Origin of the sequence: Calidifontibacter indicus, assembly GCF_003386865.1 — a bacterium.
Taxonomy (GTDB): Bacteria; Actinomycetota; Actinomycetes; order Actinomycetales; family Dermatophilaceae; genus Yimella; species Yimella indica.
Genome location: NZ_QTUA01000001.1, coordinates 578,528 through 601,511 on the forward strand (window position 1 = coordinate 578,528; position 22,984 = coordinate 601,511).

Here is a 22,984-nt window from a genome sequence, read left to right on the forward strand (position 1 = left end):
CGGCGTCGCGTCCGGACGTAGCATTTCGGCTATGACCCGCATCCTCGTCGTCGACAACTACGACAGTTTCGTCTTCACGATCGTCGGCTACCTCGAGCAGCTCGGCGCCGAGTGCGACGTGCGGCGCAACGACGCCGTGACGACCGACGAGGCGGCTGCGTTCGACGGTGTGCTCGTGTCACCCGGCCCCGGCACTCCCGAGGAGGCCGGCGTCTCGATGGACATGATCCGGGCCTGCGCCGAGCGCTCGCAGCCGATGTTCGGGGTGTGCCTCGGCCACCAGGCCCTCGGCGTCGTCTACGGCGGCGTGGTCTCGCGCGCGCCTGAACTCCTGCACGGCAAGACCTCGCAGATCGTGCACGACGGCACCGGCGTGCTGGAGGGGCTGCCGTCGCCGTTCACCGCGACCCGCTACCACTCGCTGGCGATCGAGTCGGACACCGTGCCCGACGAACTGATCGTCACCGGCCGCACCGAGAACGGCATCGTCATGGCCGTCCGGCATCGCGAGCTTCCGCTGCACGGGGTGCAGTTCCACCCCGAGTCGGTGCTCACCGAAGGCGGCCACCGGATGCTCGCCAACTGGCTCGCGGTGTGCGGCGACGCCGACGCCGTGCAGCGTTCGGTGGGGTTGGCGCCGCTGGTGCACTGACCGCGTCCACGTCGCTCATCGGCGGTCCACCTCGCGGTGCCGCCGCGTCGGCAGAACCCGACGCGGGTCCTACCTGGGCGGCGGTGTCTGCGGCGAGGTCGACGACGGCGGCGCCGAGGTCGACGTGGAGGTCGGTGACGAACTCGGTGACGAACTAGGTGACGAACTAGGTGACGACGACGGCGTCGAGCTGGGGGAGCTCGACGGCGAGCTGGTCGACGAGGTGGACGGCGGCACGGTGACGGTCGCGGTCGACGTCACGGTCTGCGCCGCCGGCGAACCCACGATGATCGTCACCTGCGAGTCGACGGCCACCTGCTTGTCGGCGTCCGGCACCTCGAGCACGTTGTTGACCTCGTTGTTGTTGCTCGTCGGGCGGTACTGCACCGTCCACCGCAGGTGCGCCTTGGTCAACGCGTCCTGAGCGGCCGAGATGTCCATGCCGACCAGGTTGTTCGGCACGGTCACCCGGCCCGAGCTGATCTTCAGCGTGATCGTGGTCGACGGCGCGACCGCGTTGTTCGCGGCCGGGGTGGTCGAGGTGACCTGCCCGTCGGGGTACTGCGTGCCGTCGACCTTGGTCGGGTCGACCGCGACGTTCGCGAAGCCGGCGTCGCGCAGCGTCTGACGCGCCTGCTGCTCGGTCTGACCGACCACGCTCGGCACCGTGCGGGTGTTGGGCCCGCCGGAGATCTCGACGACGACGCTCGTGCCCTCCTCGGCCTGCTGACCGCCGCCGGGCGACTGGTTGACGACCGTGTCGATCTGCGCATCGCTGGTGACCTTGCGGAAGGTCGGCAGGAACTTCGCGTCGCGCAACGTCTGGTCGGCCGCCTGCTGGGTGAAGCCGCGCACGGACGGCACGGTCGCCAGCTTCGCCTTGTCGCCGCCGTTCATCACCAACCAGCCGATGCCCAGGATCGCCAGCAGGGCCGCGAGGGTGGCGGCGACCCACAACCCCGCATGGTTCGGACGGCGTCCGCGGTCGTCGATCTCACGGGTGTGGTCGCGCTTGGGGGTGTCGGCGGCCTGCGGTGCCCGGGCGGCCGCGGCGGCGGCGCCGCCGGCGGTGACCAGGCTCGCGGAGGCGGCCGCGGAGATCGGGGCGCGGGTGCGTGCGTTCTGCAGGTCGGTGCGGAAGTCGGCCGCCGTCTGGTAGCGGTCGTCGCGCGGCTTCTCCAGCGAGTGCATCGCGACGGCGTCCATCGGGCCGGGCACGGTGGGCTCGTACGCCGACGGCGGGGCCGGCAGGTCGCTGATGTGCTGATAGACCAGGCTCACCGGTTCGCCCACGAACGGCGTTCGACCGCAAAGGAGTTCGTAGAAGACACAGCCGGCCGAGTAGAGGTCGGAGCGTTCGTCGACGGTGTCGCCCTTGGCCTGCTCCGGAGACAGGTACCGCGCGGTGCCGACGACGGCCTGGGCCGAGGTCATGGTGGCGCCGACGTCGGCGAGCGCTCGGGCGATGCCGAAGTCCATCACCTTCACCTGACCGCCGCGGGTCAGCATGACGTTGGCCGGCTTGATGTCGCGGTGCACGATGCCGCGGCTGTGGGAGTACTCCAGCGCCGACAGGATGCCCTGGGTGATGCGGGCTGCCTCATCGGGCGACAGGTGCCCCTCGGCGTTGAGGATGTCGCGCAGCGTCTCGCCGTCGACGTACTCCATCACGATGTACGGGATCGCGACCTCGGCGCCGCCGCTCTCGATCTGCGTCTCCTCACCGGAGTCGTAGACGGCGACGATCGCGTGGTGGTTGAGCCCGGCGGCCGACTTCGCCTCGCGGCGGAATCGGCGCAGGAAGGTGGAGTCGCGGGCGAGATCGCTGCGCAACACCTTGATCGCGACCGGACGGCCCAGGCGCGTGTCGTGTCCGAGGTGAACCTCGGCCATGCCACCGCGCCCGATGAGTTCGCCGACCTCGTAGCGGCCACCGAGCAGGCGGGGGGACTCGGTCATCAGCTCAGTGTTCCTCGGTCGAACTGCTGCGTGATCTGTGGGCCGGAGGAGGTGGGCGCCTTGGTCACCTTGCCGTTGCCGTTGAGCAACAGCACGAGGATCACCACCAGCAGGATCAATCCGATCACACCCCCGACGAGGTACATGAACGTCTTCTGCGAGATGCCCAGGCCCAGGTAGTCGTCGTCGGGGTTGCCGCCGACGGACGACTGGCCGCCGCTGGTCTGCACCCGCTGCTCACGCCGGGTGGCCGGCGTCGTCGAGGCGAACTTCGACGTCGCGTGCGGGCCCGAGGTCGCGGCGTGCGGCCCGGACGTCGGCGCGTTCGGACCGTTGGGATCGCCCTGGAAGTTCGCCGCGGCCGGGTGGCCGGACGGCGGAGCGGCCGGTCCGGTCGGTGCCGGGTGGTGTTCCACCTCGTGGCGTCCCGGCAGGCCGGCGGCCACACCGCCGTGCGGGCCGGAGTGCGGACCTGAGTTGGGCCCGGAGTTGGGACCGGAGTTGGGACCCGAATTCGGGCCGGAGTTGGGTCCGGACGCACCGCCGGGCTGCGGCGAGTGCGGCCCCGACACACCGGCCTGCGGCACGCCGTCCGACTTGGGGGCGCGCTTGGTGGGGTCGAAGCCCATCTGGCGGCAGTCGGTGACGGCCTGACGCAGCGCGCGGGAGAACTCCGCGGCCGAGTGCGGGCGCATCGCCGGGTCCTTCTCCAGCGTTGCGAGTATGATCGCGCGCACCGGCGGCGGCACCTCCTGCGGCAGCTGCGGCGGCGGCTGGTTGACGTGCGCCAATGCCAGGGCGACCGGGCTGTCGGCCTCGAACGGACGGCGTCCGGCGACCATCTCGTAGGCGATGACACCGAGCGCGTAGACGTCGGCGAGACCGGTGACCTCGCGTCCGACGGCGGCCTCGGGGGCGAGGTACTGGGCGGTGCCCATCACCTCACCGGTCTTGGTCATCGCCGCCGAACCCACCGCCCGGGCGATGCCGAAGTCGGTGAGCTTCACGATGCCGTCGGCGGTGACCAGCATGTTCGCCGGCTTCACGTCGCGGTGGATCAGGCCACTGCGGTGTGCGGCATTGAGCGCGGCGGCGGCCTGGGCCAACAGGCCGGCGGTGTCGGCGGCGGAGATCGGGGCGTTCTCCGCGATGATCTTCGACAGCGGCATGCCCGGCACGTACTCCATCACCAGGTAGGCCGTGCCGTCGTCCTCGCCGTAGTCGTAGACCTGCGCCACGTTGCCGTGGGTCAGCGCCGCCGACAGTCGCGCCTCGTTGCGGAAGCGCTCGGTGAAGCCGATCTCGTCGGTCAGCCCGTCCTTGAGCAGTTTGAGCGCGACGGTTCGGCCGAGCACCTTGTCGGTCGCCTTCCACACCTCACCCATGCCGCCCGCGGCGATGCGGTCGGTGAGTTCGTACCGTCCGCCGAGGACGTCTCCGGTCCGGTTCATTGGTTGACCACCGCTTCCATCACTGCCCTTGCGATCGGTGCTGCCACCGATCCTCCGGATGCTTCTTGTCCGGCCGTGCCGCCGTCCTCCACGACGACCGCGACGGCCACTTTGGGGTTGTTCGCCGGCGCGAAACCGGTGAACCACACGTCTGCGTTGACGCCCGGAGCGGTCTCTGCCGTTCCGGTCTTTCCGGCTACATCCATTCCGGGGATCTGGGCCCGCACGCCCGTCCCGTTCGACACGACCTTGACCATCATGTCCCGCAACTTGCCGGCGGTCTGGGAGCTGACCGCCTCGGACAGCACCGACGGGTCGGTCGACTGGATGACGTCGAGGTTCTTGTCGCGCACGGTCTGCACCAGGTAGGGGCGCATCACCTTGCCGTCGTTGGCGGTCGCGCTGGAGATCATCGCGACCTGCAACGGGGTGACCCGCACGTCGAACTGACCGATCGACGACTGCGCCAGCTGCGCCTGCTGCAGGTTGGCCGGGAAGGTCGAGGGGGTCACACTCATCGGCACGGTGAGCTGCTGACCGAAGCCGAACTTGCTGGCCTGCTGCCGGACGGCGTCCTGCCCGAGCTTCATGCCCAGGTCGGCGAACGCGGTGTTGCAGCTGATCTCCAGCGCGTGGGTGAGCGTCGTCTTGTCGTTCGGGCCGCAGGCCTGACCGGTGACGTTCGGCAGCGGCTTGGTGACACCGGGCAGCTTGAGGGCGGCCGGGCCGTCGAGTTCGCTGTCGGGGTTGTAGTCGCCCGACTGCAGCGCCGCGGCGGCGGTGACCAGCTTGAAGGTCGACCCCGGCGGGTAGAGGTTGCCCGAGATGGCCCGGTTGACCATCGGCTGGCTGTTTGCGGTCGTGAGGTTCTTCCAGTTGGTCTGCACGGCGTTCAGGTCGTGCGACGACAGCAGGTTCGGGTCGTACGTCGGGCTGGTGACCATCGCGAGGATCGCGCCGGTCTTGGGGTCCATCGCCACGACGGCGCCGCGCTGGTTGCCGAGCGCCTTGCGGGCGGCGGCCTGCACCTTGGCCTTGATCGTCAGGTCGACGCTGGCGCCCTGGGGCTCCTTGCCGGTGAGGATGTCGGGCAGCTGCCGGTAGAACAGCTTGTCCGAACTGCCCGAGAGCAGGTCGTTGTAGCCCCGCTCGACCCCGCTGGTGCCGTAGGTGAAGGAGAAGTAACCGGTGACGGCGGCGTACTCCGGCCCCTGCGGGTAGGTGCGCAGCCACTTCAGGTCGTCGTCGGCCGGCTTGGAGACGGCGACGGCGGTGCCGTCGACCAGGATCGAGCCGCGCTCCTTGGCGTACGACTTCAGCAGGGTGCGGCGGTTGCCGGGCTTGGCGTCGTAGGTCTTCGCCTGCACGAACTGGATCATCGTGCTGGCGATGAGCAGGGCCGCGAACATCGCCATCACCACCACGGACAACCGGCGGATCGGGGTATTCATCGGGGCCCCCGCAAAGTATCCGGAGGAGCGAAGCGGGGGAGGAGCTTTGTGGGGTGGTTCATCTGACCTTCACCACCTGGGTCATGTCGTCGGAGACGTTCGCCGACTCGAACATCGGCCGGCGCGCCTGGTCGCTGATCCGCAGCAGCAGTGCGACCAGCACCCAGTTGGCCAGCAGCGACGAACCGCCGGCGGCGAGGAACGGTGTGGTCTGGCCGGTCAGCGGGATCACCCGGGTGACACCGCCGATCACGACGAAGCACTGCAGCGCGATCGAGAAGGCGAGGCCGGTGGCCAGCAGCTTGCCGAACCCGTCGCGGGCGGCGAGCGCGGTGCGCAGACCGCGTTCGACGAACAGGCCGTAGAGCAACAGGATCGCCATCACGCCGACGAGTCCGAGTTCCTCGCCGAAGCTGGCGAAGATGAAGTCGGAGTTGGCGAAGTAGGTGATCTCTGGGTGGCCCTGGCCGAGCCCGGTGCCGGTCAGGCCGCCCGAGGCCATGCCCATGAGTCCCTTGGCGTTCTGGTCGGACAACCCCGCGGTGAACGGGTCGAGCCACAGTTGCACGCGCACCCGGAAGTGGGCGAACAACTGGTAGGCCACCACGCAGCCGAGCAGGAACATCCCGAGACCGATGACGATCCACGACCGGCGTTCGGTGGCGATGTAGAGCATCCCGACGAAGAGTCCGAAGAACAGCAGCGAGGTGCCGAGGTCCGACTCGAACACCAGCACCGCCAGCGAGGCGAGCCAGGCGACGACGATCGGGCCGAGGTCGCGGGCGCGCGGCAACGGGAAGCCGAGCACCCGCTTGCCGACCAGGCTGAGCGCGTCGCGGGTCTGCACCAGGTAGGACGCGAAGAAGATGACCGCGCACAGCTTGGCGATCTCGCCCGGCTGGAAGGTGAACGGGCCGAGCCCGATCCAGATCCTGTTGCCGTTGATGTTCTTACCGATCAGCGGCATCAGCGGCATCATCAGCAGGATGATCGCCGCGAGCGCGAAGGTGAAGGTGTAGCGCCGCAGCCGGCGGTGGTCGGAGACGAGGAAGAGCAGCGCGATCGCCGCACCGATCGCGATCGCCGACCAGATCAGCTGGCGCAGCGCGGAGCCTTCGAGCAGTCCGTTGGTCTTGGAACTGTTCAGGTCGAGGCGGTGGATCATCACCAACCCGAGCCCGTTCAGCAGGGTCGCGATCGGCAGCAGGGTGGGGTCGGCGTACGCCGCCTTCCAGCGCAACACCAGGTGGAAGATCAGCGTGATCACCCCGAAGCCGACACCGATCGGCAGCAGGTCGACCGGCAGGCTGCCCTCCATCGCCAGACCCACATTGGCGTACGCCAACAGCACCACCGCGATCGCGAAGATCAGCAGCACCAGTTCGGTGCCGCGGCGGGTGCGGGGTTTCTGGTCGGTGACGGTCACGACGCGCAGTTGCTCCCGGTGGTGTCGAGCTTGCAGCGTTCGATCTGTGCGCGCAGGTCGGCGACGACCCGGGTGGCGTCGGACTTGCTCTTGGCGGTCATCGTGTCGTTGACCTTGTCGCGGTAAAAGCTGGGCAGGTCGGCCACGTTGATGTCGGTCGACTGGTCGACGCCCGACAGGCTGATCGGCCCGAGGTCCTGCGGCACACCCTTGAAGATCGCGACCTTTCCCGACTTCTGGCCGACGAAGTACTGGTTCTGGGTCCAGTTGTACGCGAGCAGGCCGGCGGCGACGAGCATCGCGACGAGCACGATGCCGAGAGCGAACCAACGCCACTTGCCGCGCGAGGGCTTCTCCTCCGCGAGCTGCGGCATGCCTTGGGTGTCGCCGTCCTCGTAGTCGTCGTACGGCTGCTCGACCGGGGTGGGGGCCGAGGTCTCGCGCTGCAGCGCGGCGGCCTTCTCGGCCGGGCTGCGCGGCGCCTGCGGCTGCTCCTGGGTGTCGTCGAACTCGCGTCCGATGGCCCGGTCGGCGGCTGCGCCGACGATCTGCGGGGTGGTCGAGGTGCGCTCGTTGCCGTCGATGACGTCAGCCACCACGACGGTGACGTTGTCTCGGGTCGACGCCTTGATCGCGATCTCGATCAGCCGGTCGGCGATGTCGCCGGGCGTGCCCTGCGAGGTGACGATGCCCTCGATCGTCGAGTGCGCGACGTAGTCGGACAGGCCGTCGGAACAGATCAGGTAGCGGTCGCCGAGCCGCGCCTCACGCAAAGAGATGTCGGGCTGGTCGTCCTCGCGTCCGGTGAGCACCCGGGTGACCATCGAGCGCTGCGGGTGGTGCTCGGCCTCCTCGGCGGTGATGCGTCCCTCGTCGAGCAGGGCCTGCACGAACGAGTGGTCCTTGGTCAGCTGGCTGAACACGCCGTCGCGCACCAGGTAGGCGCGGCTGTCGCCGATGTTGGCCATCGCGAGGTTGTTGCCGGAGCGCAGGAACGCGATGAGCGTGGTGCCCATGCCCTCGGTCTCGACGTCGGCGTCCATCTGCTCGCGCAGCCGGTCGTTGGCGCGCAGCACCGCGGCCCGCAACTGGTTGGCGGCCTCGTCGGCGCCCCACGACTCGCCGTCGAGCGCCATCAGTTCGGCCACGACGGTGGAACTCGCGGTGTCACCGGCGGCGTGTCCGCCCATGCCGTCGGCGAGCACGAGCATGTCGGGCGAGGCGTACGCGGAGTCCTCGTTGCGGGTCTTGGAACCGAGGCCGAGATTGGAGCGAGCTGCGAAGCGCAGGGCGATCGACATGGGTTACTTCCTGACTTCCAGCACCGTGGTGCCGATCCGGACGCGGGAACCTTCGTGCAACGGCACGTGTTCACCGATGCGCTGAGGGCCGACGAAGGTTCCGTTCGTGGAACCGAGATCGTCGATGAACCACTGGTCGCCCTCGGGGTAGACGCGGGCGTGACGGCCGCTGGCGAACTCGTCGGACAGCACGAGGCTGCACTCCGGGTTACGCCCGATCAGCACGCCGGCCTCGGACAGCGGCACGGTGATGCCGCGCATGTGCCCCTCCACCACCGCGAGGTGGGTCGGGCCGCGCCGCTTGGCCGGACGGGGTGCGCCTGCCGGGGTCGGACGGGACGCGCCGCGGGCGACCGTACGGGCGCCGTACAGGTCGCTGCGCAGCACCCCGACGATGCTGAAGACGAATGCCCACAGCATGGCGAGCAGCCCGAGGCGGATCGCGGTGACGGTGAGTTCGCTCATCGGCGGACCTTTCCGCTGGTTGAGCCGCCCGACGAAGGAGGGCGAGTCGAAACCTCCCAGGCCGGCACGAAGCAGCCCGCTGACGTGCGGCTCATCGGCGTCCACCTTGCCGGAAGATCAGCGATGTGCGGCCCACGGTGATTCGGTCGCCGTCGTCGAGATGCACGCTGGTGATCCGTTCACCATTGAGGAAAGTGCCGTTGGTCGAGCCTAGGTCGGACAGGCTCGCCACGAGGTGGGGGCCGTCGTTCGTGACGCGAATTTCGCTGTGCCGCCTGGAAACTCCTGAGTCGTCGAGCACCACGTCGACGTCGTCGTCGCGTCCGATGATCGTGATCGCGCCCATCAGCGGGTAGTGGTCGCCGTCGACGTCGAGGTAGGGGCGCTGTCGGTAACTGCGCGGCGCGGCCGGGCTGGGGGAGATCGGACGCGCCGGCTCGACGTACTCCTGGTACCCGCCGTCCGAGGGCTCGTCGTCGTAGTCGTCGTCGTAGTCGTCGTCGTAGTCGTCGGCGTCGTCGTAGTCGTCGTGCTCGTCGTACCGGGGTTCGGGCTCGGCCTTGCGGCGGCCGAATCCGGGCAGCGCGAACCCGCCGGCCGGCGGTGCGCTGCGCTGTGGTTCGGGCTGGGGCGCCGGCTCGAGCTCGACGGACGCCTGGGCCTGCCGGGCGATCGACGGGCGCACCTTGAAGACGCCGGTCTCGAGTCCGTCATTGGCGCTGAAGTTGATGGTCAGCGGGCCGCCGGGGGTGTAGCGCTGGGTCTCGGCGTGCTCGGCGGCGCTCGCCTTGAGTTCGTCGACGAGTGCCTTGCGGTGGGCGGTGAGCTGCTCGTGATCGGTCGGGCTCAGCTCGATGTCGAACAGGTTGGGCACGATCGGGCGCTTGTTCTTGCCGGCCGAGGTGGCCCTGTCGTCCATCGCGCGGCGCAGGGCGCTGGCGAGCTCGACCGGTTGCACCTCCGATCGGAAGGCCTTGGCGAACGCGTTGTTCACCCCGGACTCGAGGCGCTTCTCGAGCTTGTCGAACAGGCCCATCGCTCCGCCCTCCTTGTCCCGTCGATCGTTGTGTCAGTGGCGATTGTGACTGCTGAGGCTTGAGGGACGAGCCCGCGCGGCAGTCACGTCATCGTAACGAGGGCGACAACGTATGAGCGGGTAGCGGGGTTTCCGCGGGTGTCACCGTCCACCTTGCGAATGTTCGTGCGACTCGCGACGAAGATGCGGGACGCTGCAAACTTTCGCGGCGTGGGCATCAGCTGCTGCCGCAGCCGCCCCCGCCGCCACAGCTCGACCCGCACGACGAACTGCACGAGGAGGAGCTGCCGCACGACCAGCTGCTGCCCCCACCGTCGCCGCCGCTCGATCCGCCGAAGTCGCCGGAGAAGCTGTCGAACGACGAGCCGACGTCGCTGATGCTGTCGCCGAACGATCCGATCGAGTCGGAGAACGACGTGAAGTCGGTGCCGAGGTTGCCGATGCCGCCGAGGTCGATCGCGCCGGCCCCGAGTGCGCCGGCGTCGAAGCCGCCCACGTCGAACCCGCTCGCGTCGAAGCCGCCGAACCACGCGAGGTCGTTGCCCCAGCTGCTGAGCACGGCCGCGTCGGTCGCGGTGAACCCACCGTCGCCGAGACTCTGCGCGACGTCGCGGAACACCGCTGCCCAGTGCTCGGCCTCACCCAGCGCGATCGCCCACGGGAGGTAACGGCTGAAGATCGACGCCGCCTCGTCGACCCGGATCTGTACCGCCTCGGCGGTGCGCAGGTACTGGTGGAACTGCCCCGTCTGGGCGCGCAGCGCGGTGCGGACGGCGTGGTCCTGGGTGGGTGCGAACCCGAGCGTCTGGGTGGTGTCGGTGAGGATCGCGGCGCGCACCTCGCGTCCGGCGGTGCCGCTGCCCCGGCGGCGGACGGCGTCCATGCCGGTGGCCTCCCCGGGCTGGCCCTGGGGGAAGACGAGCATCATCATGTCGCTGGGCGCCCCGGTGAGGTGGCTGACCGGCTTGGCGGTGCGGGTGAGGATCCAGTCCGACTTCTCCTTCTTGCGCTTCGCGCTCGCCGCCGGATCTTTGTCGATGCGCAGGTAGCCCGCGACCGCGAGGTCGACCAGCAGCGCCCCCACATCGCGTCCGCCGATGCCGCGCGGCAGCACCGACCCGGCCATCCACGGCATGAGCAGCTCGGGCGGATTGAAGCGTGGCGGCGGCGGGTCGGGCAGCAGTTCCCTCGCCTTGACCTTCGTCGTCGGGTGAGCGTTGGGGTTCGCCGGGATGATGCCCGGCGCGACCCCGTCGAAGGCGGTCAGTTCGCGACCGTTGCTGACGGCCGTGCGAATCGCCATCCCGACGATCACCACGACGGCGAGCACGATGAGCCCCACGAGCCATTCCATGGATCGATCCTCACATGTGACGGGTCTGCCTCAGAGCAAACGCTGCGGCTGCTTGCAATGGCTGCGGGTGCACCCGCAGCCTCTGCAAAGACGTGCAGCGTGTGCGATCGGTTTCGGGCTGCGTGAGCCCCGCGAACCACCGTTCGTAGAGTGACGGACAGCACACCGTCCGCTCTGCCTGCTCCCGTCTCCCTTGCGAGGTCGTCAAGTGTCGAACGCCCCTGAAGTCATGTGGCAACCCACTCCCGAGTTCGTCGAGTCGACGAACATCCACCGCTTCTCGGTCTGGGTCGGTGAGAAGTACGGCATCGACGTCACCGCCTACAACGACCTGTGGCAGTGGTCGGTCGACCACCTCGAGGACTTCTGGGCCGCGGTCTGGGAGTACTACGAGCTGCCGGGCACCTTCACCCAGGCGCTCGACTCCCACCAGATGCCCGGAGCGAAGTGGTTCACCGGCGCCGAGCTCAACCTCGCCGAGTACGTCGTCACCCGCGGCGCCGACGACGACCTCGCGATCATCACCACCGGTGAGCAGGGCGACCGCGCCGAACTCACCTGGGCACAGCTGCGCAGGCAGGTGGCGAACTTCGCGCACAACCTGCGCGCGCTCGGCGTCCGCCCCGAGGACGTCGTCGTCGGCTACCTGCCCAATGTCGCCGAGACGATCGTGGCCGCGCTCGGCACCATGTCGGTCGGCGCGATCTGGTCGGGCGTCGGTCAGGACTACGCGCCGGCCGCGGCGATCGACCGGTTCGCGCAACTCGAGCCGAAGGTGCTGGTGGCCGCCGACGGTCACTGGTTCGCGACGAAGGAACGCGACCAACGGGAGGCGGTCGCCGCGTTGCGTGCGGGGCTGCCGACGGTCGAGCACGTCGTCGGGGTCACCCGGCTCGGCAAGGGGCTGGACGACACGGTGCCGTTCGAGCAGATGGTCGCCGGCGACCACGCGTACGAGCCGTTGCAGGTGCCCTCGGAGCACCCGCTGTGGGTGATGTTCTCCTCCGGCACGACGGGCCTGCCGAAGGGCATCGTGCACTCGCACGGCGGCGTGCTGCCGGTGCAGACGAGCCTGCTCTCGCTCAACTGGGACCTCAGGTCGACCGACCGGTTCATGTGGTACACCTCGCCGTCCTGGGTAATGTGGAACTGCCTCGTCGGCGCACTCACCGCTGGCGGCGCGATCGTCTGTTACGACGGAGCGCCGATGGCGCCCACAGCAGCCGCCTGTTGGGACGTCGTATCGCGTTGCGGTGTGACGGTTTTCGGCACGAGCCCCGGGTTTCTCGGTGCGTCGCAGGACCAGGGCATTCACCCGTCCGCCGACTTCGACCTGTCGGCGCTGCGCATCACGGGCGTCACCGGCTCGCCGTGCCCCGACCACGCGTTCCGTTACGTGCGCGACGAGGTCGGCGACATCCCGTTGTTCTCGATGTCGGGCGGTACAGACATCGCGGCCGCGTTCGCGATGGGCTCACCGAACGTACCGGTGTGGAGCGGAGAACTGCCGGTGCGCGGGCTCGGCCTCAAGGTCGAGGCGTGGGACGACGAGGGCAAGCCGGTCGTCAACCAGGTCGGCGAGTTGGTGTGCGTCGAACCGCTGCCGTCGATGCCGATCCGGTTCTGGAACGACCCCGACGGCGCGAAGTACCGCAAGGCCTACTTCGAGCACTACGAGGGAGGTGTGTGGCGGCACGGCGACTGGATCAAGATCACCGACCGGGGCAGCGTGCTCGTGCTCGGCCGCTCCGACTCCACGCTCAACCGGCACGGCGTGCGGATGGGTTCGGGAGACATCTACTCCGCGGTCGAGTCGATGCCCGAGGTCGCCGAGGCGCTCGTGATCGGTGCCGAGGAGGCCGACGGCGACTACTGGATGCCGCTGTTCGTCGTGCTCAACTCGGGCTCTGAGCTGACCAACGAGCTCGCCTCGGCTATCAAGCAGCGGGTGCGCGAGAAGGCGTCGCCGCGGCACGTGCCCGACGAGATCATCGAGGTCGCCGGCATCCCGCACACCCGCACCGGCAAGAAGCTCGAGGTGCCGATCAAGCGGATGATCCAGGGCGCCGCCTTCGAGGAGGTCGTCAACCCGGACGTCGTCGACGTGCCCGAGCACATGGCGGCCTTTCGTGAGATCGCCGAGGCTCGCTTCCGGACGGTGCAGGCTCGCGGCTGAGGGATGTGCGGGTGGCTTCCGGTGTTTGCGACTCCGGTGGCCCGAGGAGGTCCCGGTTGCCGGAGGGGCGAGCGCAGCGAGCCTCGAAACCCGCGTCCGGCCGGGTCTGCCGTCTCCAGTGAAGGATTGCTGCTGTCCTGACAGCAGCAATCCTTCACCGGAGCGCGCTCGATCCGGGTGTGCGCCTGCGCGAGGCAATCCTCAACACACTGTCCACAGTTATCCACACCACTTTCCACAGCTGTGGAGGTGAGTTTGTGGACGAATCGTGTGCCCGCGAACCGTGCCGTCGGCGGGCCGTTCCGCCCGGTGTGACGACTCGATTTGTGATCGGCCGGAAGACTAGGGCAGACTATGGCGGTCACGCGCGAGTGGCGGAATAGGCAGACGCGCACGGTTCAGGTCCGTGTGCCCGAAAGGGCGTGGGGGTTCAACTCCCCCCTCGCGCACAGCAAGAGAAAGCCCCAGGTCTTCTGATCTGGGGCTTTCTCGTTCGGTGCGGGGTCGGTCATCGCAGACCTCGACGCTCCCGATCCGATCCGCAGCACGCGCCGTCCCGCCGTTGTCGACGTCATGGCGTGCTCAGGCGATCACACCGGACGGCAGTCGTTGCCGCAGCCGGTCTTGTCGCCGGCGAAGGCGTTAGCCGGCGGGCCGTCCTCGTGCGCCGCCGGACGGTGCAGCACGGCACCGCTGGGGGTGACCACGCAGTCGTCGCCGTCGAGGGTGGCCTGCCCGTCGACCAGCAGTGTGTAGCCACGCGGCTGCGTCGGCGGGACGGTCAGCGTCTGTCGGGGAGTGCAGCGTCTGCGGAGGGGGCCGGGCTGCGAGGAGGGCGGGAGTTCGGGCCGCGGGTCGCCCGAGGCGATGAGCCGTTTCGTGGATTGGAGGTCGCCCTAGTGTTGATCCGTACCGCACCTCACCGCACGAGAGGACCCACCATGCCCCGACTGCCCTTCCCCGACGAACTGCGCGAACTGCTGCGCAAGCCCAACCCCGCCGTCGTCGCCACGCTGCGCAGCGACGGGGCGCCGGTGTCGGTGGCCACCTGGTACCTGCTCGAGGACGACGACCGCATCCTGCTCAACATGGACCACACCCGGGTGCGCGTGAAGCACCTCGAGCGTGACCCGCGCATCAGCCTCACCGTGCTCGACGACAACTGGTACACCCACGTGTCGATGGTCGGCCGGATCGTCGAGCAGTTCGCCGACCCCGATCTCGTCGACATCGACCGGATCAGCAAGCACTACACCGGCGAGCAGTACGGCAATCGCACCAGCCCGCGGGTCTCCGCGATCATGCAGGTCGACCGCTGGCACGGCTGGCGCGGCGGACGCGGCATCCCGGCCGAGTGACCCGGCTCCGGTCGGCAGGCCGGAGCCGGGTCACAACCCCCGCAGACGCTGAACCTCCCGGCAGGCACTGCAGTTGCGGCGGCGACCTGAGCGAGCGCGGGTGCCGGCTTGCGCGGGAGTTGGGTGCGTGCGACGTAGTTGGTTGCGGACGGTGGAGCTCGAGCTCCACTTGTCGGAGCCAACTACAGCTTTCGCAACCAACTCGCGCGCATCGAGGCGGACGGCGCGAGGGTCGTCACCGCACCGGAGACCGAACCGTGGGGTGAGCGCTACTGCCAGTTCGCCGACCCCAACGGCATCGTCTGGCAACTGGTGCAGTGGATGAACTGACGCCGCGAGCAACGACGAAGGGCAGCCCGTCACGGGCTGCCCTTCGGCTCGGAGCGGGTGTCGCGGTAAGGCCTCAGCCCTCCCGCAGCGACGCGAGGATATCCGCCCGGCGCTCGCGGTAGCGCGCCACGTTGTCGAGCTTGATCTGCTCGTAGCCGCGGATCATGTCGGGCAGCAGCGCGAGCTCGACGACCGCCGCTTCGGTGGCCGGGCTGAGCGTAGAAACCGCCTGCCGCACACCGTCCACATACTCGCCCACCAACTCCCGCTCCACCCGGCGCACCTTCGCCGCGCCGAACGGGTCGAGCTTCGTGCCGCGCAGCTTGCGCATCGTGCGGAGCGCGTGAAACGCCGGCCGGGTCGACGGACCGAACTTGATCTTCCGGGCCATGCCCATCGCCCGCAGCATCGGCGGGTGCAGCATCACCGACCAGGTCGCGTCGTCGCCGAACTCCGCGGTGACGGCCTGCTCCATCGCGGGATCGAGCACCAAGCGGGCCACCTCGTACTCGTCCTTGTACGCCATCAACTTGAACAGGTTGGCGGCAACCGCCTCGGCGACCGTCGAGGTGACGCCCGCCCGCTCGGCCTTGCCGCGCACCTCCTCGACCGTCTCCACATAACGCTGGGCGTACGCAACGTCCTGGTAGGCGATGAGCTCGTCGACGCGCCGCTCGACCAGTGCGCGCAGCGTCGCGCCACCGCGCACCTGACCCGCGATCCCACGCGCCTGCTCGCTCGCGACGGGTTCGTCGAGCGGCGCCGCGGCCGACGCGAGCGCGGTGAGCGTCGCCTCCAGACCGGCGGGGTCGGCCACCACCTGACGTCCGCGGCGGAACGCCTGCAGGTTGCGCTCCACGGCCGCGCCGTTGAGCGTGATCGCCTCCTCGACGGCGTCCGGCGCGAGCGGCAACGCGCCGGCCTGCACGGCCACGCCGACGAGCAGCACGTTGGCGTACTGGTCGTCGCCGAAGAGCGTCAGGCACAGGTCGCGGGCGTCGGTGCTCACCGTCTCGCGCGCCGCGCGGGCGATGACACCCACCGTCCGGTCTTGCGGCGGGAAGCCCACGTTGGTGTGCGTCACCATCTGCCCGGTCGGCACCTCGCTGGTCGAGAGCACGGCGATCGTGCGCTCGGGCGAGACGGTGGTGAGGTTGCTGTCGGACGCCGCGACCAACAGGTCACAGCCGAGGTAGAGGTCGCACTCGGCTTCGCCCACCTTGTTCGGACGGCGCTCGGGGGAGTAGGTGAAGATCAGGTCGGAGACCACCGCACCACCCTTCTGCGCAAGGCCGAGTTGGTCGAGGCCGCGCACGTGCAACCCGTCGATGACACCCGCGGTCGCGATCACCTGGGCGGTCGTCACGATGCCGGTGCCGCCGACGCCGGTCATCCGCATGCCGAAGTGGTCGACGCGCGTCTTGCGTTGCGGCGCAGGCAGATCGGTCGCTTCGAGCAGCGGCGGGGTCTTCGCGGCGCGCTTGGTGCCGGGCTCCACCATGACGAACGAGGGGCAGTCGCCCTGCACGCACGAGTAGTCGACATTGCACGACGCCTGGTGGATGCGGGTCTTGCGGCCGAACTCGGTCTCGACCGGCTGCACCGACAGACAGTTCGACTTCGCTCCGCAGTCGCCGCAGCCCTCGCAGACGCGCTCGTTGATGAGCACCCGCGTCGTCGGCGCCGCCACCTTGCCGCGCTTGCGTTTGCGGCGCAGCTCGGTGGCGCACTCCTGGTCGTGGATCAGCACCGTCACGCCCGGCACCGCGGCCAGTTCGTTCTGCGTCTCGATCAGGCGTGACCGGTCACGCACCTCGACCCCGGCGGGCAGTTTCACGCCGCGGTAGTCGTCGAGGTCCTCGGTGGTGATGACGATCTTGGCGGCACCCTCGGCGAGGAGTTCCTGCACGATCTCCGGCACCGACATGCCACCGACCGCCTGCTGGCCACCGGTCATCGCGACCGCACCGTTGTAGAGCAGCTTGTAGGTGATGTTGACGCCCGACGCGATCGCGGCGCGCACCGCGAGGCTGCCGGAGTGGGTGAACGTGCCGTCGCCGAGGTTCTGGAAGATGTGGTTCTCGCGCACGAACGGCGACAGGCCGGTCCACGCGGCGCCCTCGCCACCCATCTGGCACAGGCCCAACATCTGCCCGACACGATCGGCGTCCATGTACGAGGCGAGTGCGGAGCAGCCGATGCCGCCACCGACCATCGACCCCTCGGGCACCTGCGTCGAGGTGTTGTGCGGGCAGCCGGAGCAGAAGTACGGCAGGCGGGGCAGCAGCGGCACCAACGGCAACGACGGCGGACGGCGGTGCTGGGTGGCCGGATCGACCTGCACGAGACCGGGACTCACCGCCTCGATCCGCGGCGAGATGGCCTTTGCGATGACCTCCGGCGGCAGGTCGCCGGTCGCACGCACCAACGCCTCGCCCGACGGCCCACGCTTGCCGTACACGGCGGGTGCCTCCGGCCGTCCGTAGAGCACGTCCTTGACCAACAGCTCGACGAACGGGCGCTTCTCCTCGATCACGATGATCTCGTCGAGCCCCTCGGCGAACTCCTGCACGATGGTCGGTTCGAGCGGCGACACCATGCCGAGCTTGAGGACGCGCACGCCCGAGTCGGGCGAATCGGCTTCGATACCAAGGCGACTCAGCGCTCGCAGCGTGTCGAGGTAGGTGGCGCCGTGGGCGACGAAACCGATGCGGGCCGAGCGGTCACCGACGATCTTGTTGAGGCCGTTCGCGCGGGCGTAGCGCAGGGCGAGCTCGGGACGCGCGTTCATCAGCGACTCCTCGAGCGCGGCGAGGTGCGGCTGCAGGAAGCTGGCCGAGACGGTGTGCCGGTAGGGCTTCCCGTCGATCGTGTTGTCGGGAATCACCGGGGTGACGGCGGTGGCGTCGAGATCGACCGTCATCGCGCCGTCCACCACATTCGTCGCCAACTTCAGGCCGGTCCACAACCCGCAGAATCGCGACAGCGCGATGCCGTGCCGCCCGAGCACCAGCACGTCCTGCGCGTCGGACGGGCTGAGCACCGTCAACCCGACCTCGGCCATCGCCATCTCCGAACTGCTCGGCACCGTCGACGACTTCGCGGTCGAGTCGTCGCCGACCAGCGCGAGCACGCCGCCGGTCGGTGCCGCGCCGCCGAGATTGCCGTGCCGCATCGCGTCCGTCGACCGGTCGAGGCCAGGCGCCTTGCCGTACCAGATGCCGACCACGCCGTCGCAGGTCTGCTCGCCGACCACCGACGACAGCTGCGAGCCCTGCACCGCGTTCGAGCCCAACTCCTCGTTGACCGCCGGCCGGAACACCACGCCGTGCTCGTCCATCAGCTTCTGGCGGCGGCCGATCTCGAGGTCGAGCCCGCCGAGCGGTGAACCTTCGTACCCCGAGATGAGGGTGCCGGTGCGTTTCCCCGCCTCGCGGTCGGCGCGCGCCTGGTCGAGGGGGAGGCGCACCAGGGCCTGCAGGCCGGAGAGGTAGACCAGGCCCGACCGCTTCTCGTAGCGATCGGTCAGCGAGACCTCACGCCGCGGCGGGCGCTCGGTCTGGTCACCGGGGCTGGCGGACTGCTGGTCGCGAGTGACGGTCGACATGAGCTGAGTCTCACCCCTGGGCTTGTATCTGTCACGGGGGGACCGCTACTCGGGCGTAGTCGCCGTGGGGCAGGTCACATGAAGCGGAACAAACAATTCTGCAAGACAGAACACTCGTCAGCCGGCCGGTGACGCCAGGGTTGGTGCGTCAGCGGGAGTTGGTTGCGCGGGCGGGAGGTGCTGCTCCCGCTGGGCCATCCAACTCCCGCTGACGCACCAACTCCCGTTTTTGCCAGACGAATTACCGCGGGGCCATGCGGATGGCGCCGTCCAGCCGGATGACCTCGCCGTTGAGCATGCGGTTCTCGATGATGTGCGTCGCGAGCGCGGCGTACTCGGACGGGTCGCCGAGGCGCGAGGGGAAGGGCACCTGCTCGCCGAGCGACTTCTGGGCTTCTTCGGGCAGCCCGGCCATCATCGGGGTCCAGAAGATGCCGGGGGCGATGGTCATGACGCGGATGCCGTCGCGGGCAAGTTCGCGGGCGATCGGGAGGGTCATACCGACGACGCCGCCCTTGGAGGCGGAGTAGGCGGCCTGGCCGATCTGGCCGTCGTACGCGGCGACGGACGCGGTGTTGATGATGACGCCGCGCTCGCCGTCCTCACCGGGCTCGTTCTCCTTCATCGCGGCGGCCGCGAGCCGGATCATGTTGAAGGTGCCGCCGACGTTGACCTGCAGCACCTTCATGAACGAGTCGAGCGAGTGCGGGCCCTGCTTGCCGAGCACCTTCGCGGCGATCGCGATGCCGGCGCAGTTGACGACACCCGACAGCGGGGCGTCCTGGTCGCGGGCGACGTCGACGGCGTGCTGCACCTGCTGCTCGTCGGTGACGTCGGTGGCCACGAAGGTCGCGCCCTCGGGTGCCTCACCCTTGAGGTCGGCGACGACGACGGTGGCGCCGCGCTCGAGCAGGGCCTTGGTGGTGGCGCCGCCGAGGCCGGAGGCGCCGCCGGTGACGATGAACGTGCGGTTCTTGAATTCCATTGCTAACTGTCCCTTTTCGCTGAGGTTGTGGTGGTCAGGAAGGAGAGTGCGGGCTACGCCGGACGGCGACCAGCGGGATGTCGTGTTCGTTGCCGAACGCTTCCCAGTCGTCGCTGGTGCGGGTCTTGAAGGTCTCGGCCAGCCGGTCGTCGGGGGCGACGTGTTCGGCCAGGCGCGCGGCGAAGTGCGGCTCGAGCGCTCCCACGGCGACCCAGCCGTCGCTGGTCGGGTAGATGTTGTAGTTGGGCAGGATGCCGTTGAGGATCGCGCCCGGTCCGGTCAATCGCATTGCGCCGGAGGCCCATTGGGCGGCGTCCTCGAGCGCCACCTGGGCGGTCGCGGGCCGGCCGAGTTCGCGGGCGCGCAGCATCGCGAGGCAGGTGGAGGTGGCCCGCTCGGCGCCGAGCAGGTCGGCGATCGGCAGCGGCGGCATGGCCGGCGGCACGACGGTGCCGAACGCCGCCTGGTAGGTCAGGTCGTGTCCGGAGTGATCGGGGTGCGACGCCGAGCCGATGATCTCGACGTAGGCGAGGCCGTGCTTCTCGGCGCTGGCCGGCAGGCCGAGTCGCTCGTTGGCCGACGGCCGGAACGACGTCAGCAGCAGGTCGGCCTCGGCGAGGATCTCGTCGAGCCGGGCGCGGTCGGCCGCATCCTTGAGGTCGAGTTTCACGACCTCCTGACCGGCGGCCAGTTCGCCGTACCAGTCGGGCACCATCAGGCCGAGCGGGTCGCCGGCCGGCGGCTCGACCTTGATCACGCGCGCGCCGTACTCCACCAGCCGCGACGCGGCGAGCGGGCCGGGCAGGTTGACCGCGAGGGTCACGACGGTCGTCCCGGTCAACGGTTTCGGTTGGTCGGTCATGCGGATCTCCAGGTTGACGAGTGCTGGACCAGGTGTGGCGCGGGTCTCACCCGAACTGTACAAACGTATCGTTGCCGTCAGCCGACGGACTCCGACCCGAGTTCACCTCCCCGAAGAGAGGCCTGCCCATGCGCGCCATCCAGATCACCTCCCTCGACGGCCCCGACGCTGTCACGCTCGCCGACCTGCCCGACGCCGCGTCCGACTCCCAGGTCGTCATCGAGGTGAAGGCCGCCGGTGTCGCGTTTCCCGAGTTGCTGCAGACCCGCGGGCTCTACCAGATGAAGCCCGATCTGCCGTTCGTGCCGGGCGCCGAGGTGGCCGGCGTCGTGCGCAGTGCACCGGAGGGCAGTGGGTTCGCCGCGGGCGACCGCGTCGCCGCGCTGCCGATGTTGGGCGGCTTCGCCGAGGTGGTCACCGCCAGCCCCGACCTCACCTTCGAGCTGCCTGACTCGGTGACCTTCGAGGAGGGTGCGTCGTTCATCTTCAACTACGGCACCGCCTACTTCGCACTGGTCGAGCGCGGCGGCCTGCGCGAGGGTGAGAGCGTGCTGGTGCAGGGCGCCGCGGGTGGTATCGGCACGGCGTCCATCCAGGTGGCGAAGGCGTTCGGTGCCGGACGCGTCGTCGCCGTCGTGTCGACGGATGAGAAGGGCGAGGTAGCGGTCGCCGCCGGCGCCGACGAGTACGTGCTCGCCGACGGGTTCAAGGACGCGGTCGGCAAGTCGATCGACATCGTCGTCGACCCGGTGGGTGGCGACCGGTTCACCGACTCGCTGCGCACGCTCAAGGACGACGGCCGCCTCCTGGTCATCGGGTTCACCGCCGGCTCGATTCCCGAGGTGAAGGTGAATCGCCTGCTGCTCAACAACATTTCGGTCGTCGGCGTGGGCTGGGGTGCCTACGCGATGTCGCGCCCGGGGCACATCGGAACGGAATGGAACGCGATGGTGCCCCACTTGGAGAGCGGCGTGCTCAAGCCGATCGTCGGCGGCACATACCCGCTGGCCGAGGCCGCCGAGGCGCTGAAGTCGTTGGAGACCCGCAAGGTCACCGGCAAGGTCGTGCTGGTTCCCTGAGGAATTCGGCCGAACCGCTGGTCGCCTATCTCCAGTAGTTCGACAAGGCCTTCGGTCTCGGTTACGCCACCCCGGCGGCCCGGGCCTGGATCGACGGCGGCACCCCCGCCCAGGGCTTCATGAAGAACACCGAGGGCCCGTTCGCCGACTTCTTCAAGAACATCGCTGGCCCCTGGGCCGACTGGCTGTTCATGATCGGCCTGGCCGGCATCGGCATCGCCGTCCTCGCCGGAGCCGGCCTGAAGATCGCCGCGTGGTCGGGCACCCTGCTGCTCGGTCTGATGTACCTCGCGGAGTTCCCGATCGGTCAGGCGAACCACGGGTTCACCAACCCGATCACCGACAGTCACTGGATCGAGGCGATCTGCCTGCTCGTCCTCGCCTACACCTTCGCCGGCGACAAGCTCGGCCTGGGTAAGTGGTGGGGCCGGAAGGTCGGCAACGGTTTCCTGCGCTGACCGCCTCCCCGACGAACCCGTCCGCAGCCCGCGGGCGGGTTCGCCGGCGTCCGGGGTCGTGTCGGGTCGTGTCGGGTCGTGTCGCGTCGGTTGATTCCTTCCCGGCCGGCCGCCCCGCCTGGCAGGATCGGACAATGGCCAAGAAGACTGCGAACGGCACCGTCCGGATGGACAAGAAGCTCTACGAGGCCGAGCTCGAGCGATTGCAGACCGAGCTCGTCGCCATGCAGGAGTGGGTGAAGCAGACGGGCGCGCGTGTCGTGGTCGTCTTCGAGGGGCGCGACGCCGCCGGCAAGGGCTCGGCGATCAAGCGAATCACCGAATATCTCAACCCGCGCGTTGCACGCGTGGCCGCGCTGCCGAAGCCCTCGGATCGACAGAAGACGCAGTGGTACTTCCAGCGCTACGTCGAACATCTCCCGGCCGCCGGCGAGATCGTCATCTTCGACCGGTCCTGGTACAACCGCGCCGGCGTCGAGCGGGTGATGGGGTTCTGCACCCAGGAGCAGTACGAGCGCTTCCTGGTGCAGGCGCCGATCTTCGAGCAGATGCTCATCGACGACGGCATCCTGCTGCGCAAGTACTGGTTCTCGGTGTCGGACGTCGAGCAGCAGGCGCGGTTCAAAGCGCGGTCCGAAGACCCGATGCGCCGGTGGAAGCTGTCGCCGATGGACCTTGAGTCGATCACCCGCTGGGAGGCCTACTCGCAGGCGAAGGACCACATGTTCGCCGCCACCGACAAGCCCCAATCACCTTGGTACGTCGTCGAATCCGAGGACAAGCGGGCCTCGCGCATCAACGTCATCGCACACCTGCTGTCGACCATTCCGTGGCACCCGGTGGAGTTGCCGACGCCCGACGTGCCCGAGCGCCCAGCGCCCGTTGGCTACACGCGTCCGCCGCGCACCTCGCAGACCTACGTGCCCGACCACGCCGCCGAGGTGACCAAAGCCGCGCAGGCAGCCAAGTCGGCGAAGGACGCCAAGGCAGCGAAGGACGCCCAGCCGGGGAAGGGCGGCAAGAAGAGGGACTGA

At 69.2% G+C, this 22,984-nt stretch carries 18 protein-coding genes and 1 tRNA gene; 8 read left to right on the forward strand and 11 right to left on the reverse strand.

Annotation, left to right across the window (positions count from 1 at the left end):
• The first annotated feature begins 31 nt into the window (after positions 1–31).
• Positions 32–652 (forward strand): aminodeoxychorismate/anthranilate synthase component II, encoded by a 621-nt coding sequence (locus DFJ65_RS02745; RefSeq protein ID WP_115921698.1) that lies wholly within the window; start codon positions 32–34, stop codon positions 650–652.
• Positions 653–721: 69 nt separating this feature from the next.
• On the opposite strand, the gene pknB is transcribed toward DFJ65_RS02745, so the two are convergent.
• The 8 genes from pknB to DFJ65_RS02785 all read right to left on the reverse strand — a co-directional run bounded on the left by pknB (position 722) and on the right by DFJ65_RS02785 (position 11,095).
• On the reverse strand, positions 722–2,611 hold the full coding sequence (gene pknB, locus DFJ65_RS02750) for a Stk1 family PASTA domain-containing Ser/Thr kinase (protein WP_115921699.1): 1,890 nt from the start codon (positions 2,609–2,611) through the stop codon (positions 722–724).
• Positions 2,611–4,062, reverse strand: coding sequence for a serine/threonine-protein kinase (locus DFJ65_RS02755; RefSeq protein WP_115921700.1), 1,452 nt, complete (start codon positions 4,060–4,062; stop codon positions 2,611–2,613). The genes pknB and DFJ65_RS02755 overlap by 1 nt, the downstream gene beginning before the upstream one ends.
• Entirely contained in the window at positions 4,059–5,513 is a 1,455-nt protein-coding gene (locus tag DFJ65_RS02760) for a peptidoglycan D,D-transpeptidase FtsI family protein (RefSeq protein ID WP_115921701.1), read from the reverse strand. The genes DFJ65_RS02755 and DFJ65_RS02760 overlap by 4 nt, the downstream gene beginning before the upstream one ends.
• Before the next feature lie 58 nt (positions 5,514–5,571).
• Positions 5,572–6,948: an FtsW/RodA/SpoVE family cell cycle protein gene (locus tag DFJ65_RS02765; protein ID WP_425453012.1), complete on the reverse strand. Its 1,377-nt coding sequence runs from the start codon at positions 6,946–6,948 to the stop codon at positions 5,572–5,574.
• Positions 6,936–8,240: a PP2C family protein-serine/threonine phosphatase gene (locus DFJ65_RS02770; protein WP_115921702.1), complete on the reverse strand. Its 1,305-nt coding sequence runs from the start codon at positions 8,238–8,240 to the stop codon at positions 6,936–6,938. The genes DFJ65_RS02765 and DFJ65_RS02770 overlap by 13 nt, the downstream gene beginning before the upstream one ends.
• A gap of 3 nt (positions 8,241–8,243) precedes the next feature.
• A complete protein-coding gene (locus tag DFJ65_RS02775) occupies positions 8,244–8,705 on the reverse strand; it encodes an FHA domain-containing protein FhaB/FipA (RefSeq protein ID WP_115924070.1) in 462 nt (153 codons plus the stop codon).
• 91 nt (positions 8,706–8,796) lie between these two features.
• A complete protein-coding gene (locus tag DFJ65_RS02780; RefSeq protein WP_115921703.1) occupies positions 8,797–9,741 on the reverse strand; it encodes an FHA domain-containing protein in 945 nt (314 codons plus the stop codon).
• Between the two features lie 217 nt (positions 9,742–9,958).
• The gene (locus DFJ65_RS02785) at positions 9,959–11,095 is read right to left on the reverse strand and encodes a DUF2207 domain-containing protein (RefSeq protein ID WP_115921704.1); all 1,137 of its coding nucleotides are present in this window, start codon (positions 11,093–11,095) and stop codon (positions 9,959–9,961) included.
• A gap of 208 nt (positions 11,096–11,303) precedes the next feature.
• On the opposite strand from DFJ65_RS02785, the gene DFJ65_RS02790 reads away from it, so the two are divergent.
• The 4 genes from DFJ65_RS02790 to DFJ65_RS02805 all read left to right on the forward strand — a co-directional run bounded on the left by DFJ65_RS02790 (position 11,304) and on the right by DFJ65_RS02805 (position 14,959).
• Positions 11,304–13,271 carry an acetoacetate--CoA ligase gene (locus tag DFJ65_RS02790; RefSeq protein ID WP_245949948.1) on the forward strand — a complete coding sequence of 656 codons (1,968 nt, stop codon included), beginning with the start codon at positions 11,304–11,306 and terminating at the stop codon, positions 13,269–13,271.
• A 365-nt stretch (positions 13,272–13,636) separates the two neighbouring features.
• A tRNA-Leu gene (locus DFJ65_RS02795) sits at positions 13,637–13,720 on the forward strand.
• A gap of 492 nt (positions 13,721–14,212) precedes the next feature.
• Positions 14,213–14,629 (forward strand): TIGR03618 family F420-dependent PPOX class oxidoreductase, encoded by a 417-nt coding sequence (locus DFJ65_RS02800; RefSeq protein WP_115921706.1) that lies wholly within the window; start codon positions 14,213–14,215, stop codon positions 14,627–14,629.
• A 138-nt stretch (positions 14,630–14,767) separates the two neighbouring features.
• Positions 14,768–14,959: a VOC family protein gene (locus DFJ65_RS02805; protein ID WP_245949949.1), complete on the forward strand. Its 192-nt coding sequence runs from the start codon at positions 14,768–14,770 to the stop codon at positions 14,957–14,959.
• 73 nt (positions 14,960–15,032) lie between these two features.
• Here the strand turns inward: DFJ65_RS02805 and DFJ65_RS02810 are convergent, their stop codons facing one another.
• The 3 genes from DFJ65_RS02810 to DFJ65_RS02820 all read right to left on the reverse strand — a co-directional run bounded on the left by DFJ65_RS02810 (position 15,033) and on the right by DFJ65_RS02820 (position 20,413).
• A complete protein-coding gene (locus DFJ65_RS02810) occupies positions 15,033–18,566 on the reverse strand; it encodes an indolepyruvate ferredoxin oxidoreductase family protein (protein WP_115921707.1) in 3,534 nt (1,177 codons plus the stop codon).
• Between the two features lie 241 nt (positions 18,567–18,807).
• Entirely contained in the window at positions 18,808–19,551 is a 744-nt protein-coding gene (locus DFJ65_RS02815) for a 3-hydroxyacyl-CoA dehydrogenase (protein ID WP_115921708.1), read from the reverse strand.
• A gap of 34 nt (positions 19,552–19,585) precedes the next feature.
• Positions 19,586–20,413 carry a CoA transferase gene (locus DFJ65_RS02820; RefSeq protein ID WP_115921709.1) on the reverse strand — a complete coding sequence of 276 codons (828 nt, stop codon included), beginning with the start codon at positions 20,411–20,413 and terminating at the stop codon, positions 19,586–19,588.
• A 128-nt stretch (positions 20,414–20,541) separates the two neighbouring features.
• Between DFJ65_RS02820 and DFJ65_RS02825 the strand changes: the two genes are divergently transcribed.
• From DFJ65_RS02825 to ppk2, 3 genes are all read left to right on the forward strand, one after another.
• Entirely contained in the window at positions 20,542–21,492 is a 951-nt protein-coding gene (locus DFJ65_RS02825; protein WP_115921710.1) for an NADPH:quinone oxidoreductase family protein, read from the forward strand.
• Positions 21,493–21,611: 119 nt separating this feature from the next.
• Positions 21,612–21,950, forward strand: coding sequence for a hypothetical protein (locus tag DFJ65_RS02830; RefSeq protein WP_211308349.1), 339 nt, complete (start codon positions 21,612–21,614; stop codon positions 21,948–21,950).
• A 134-nt stretch (positions 21,951–22,084) separates the two neighbouring features.
• The gene (ppk2, locus tag DFJ65_RS02835) at positions 22,085–22,984 is read left to right on the forward strand and encodes a polyphosphate kinase 2 (protein WP_115921711.1); all 900 of its coding nucleotides are present in this window, start codon (positions 22,085–22,087) and stop codon (positions 22,982–22,984) included.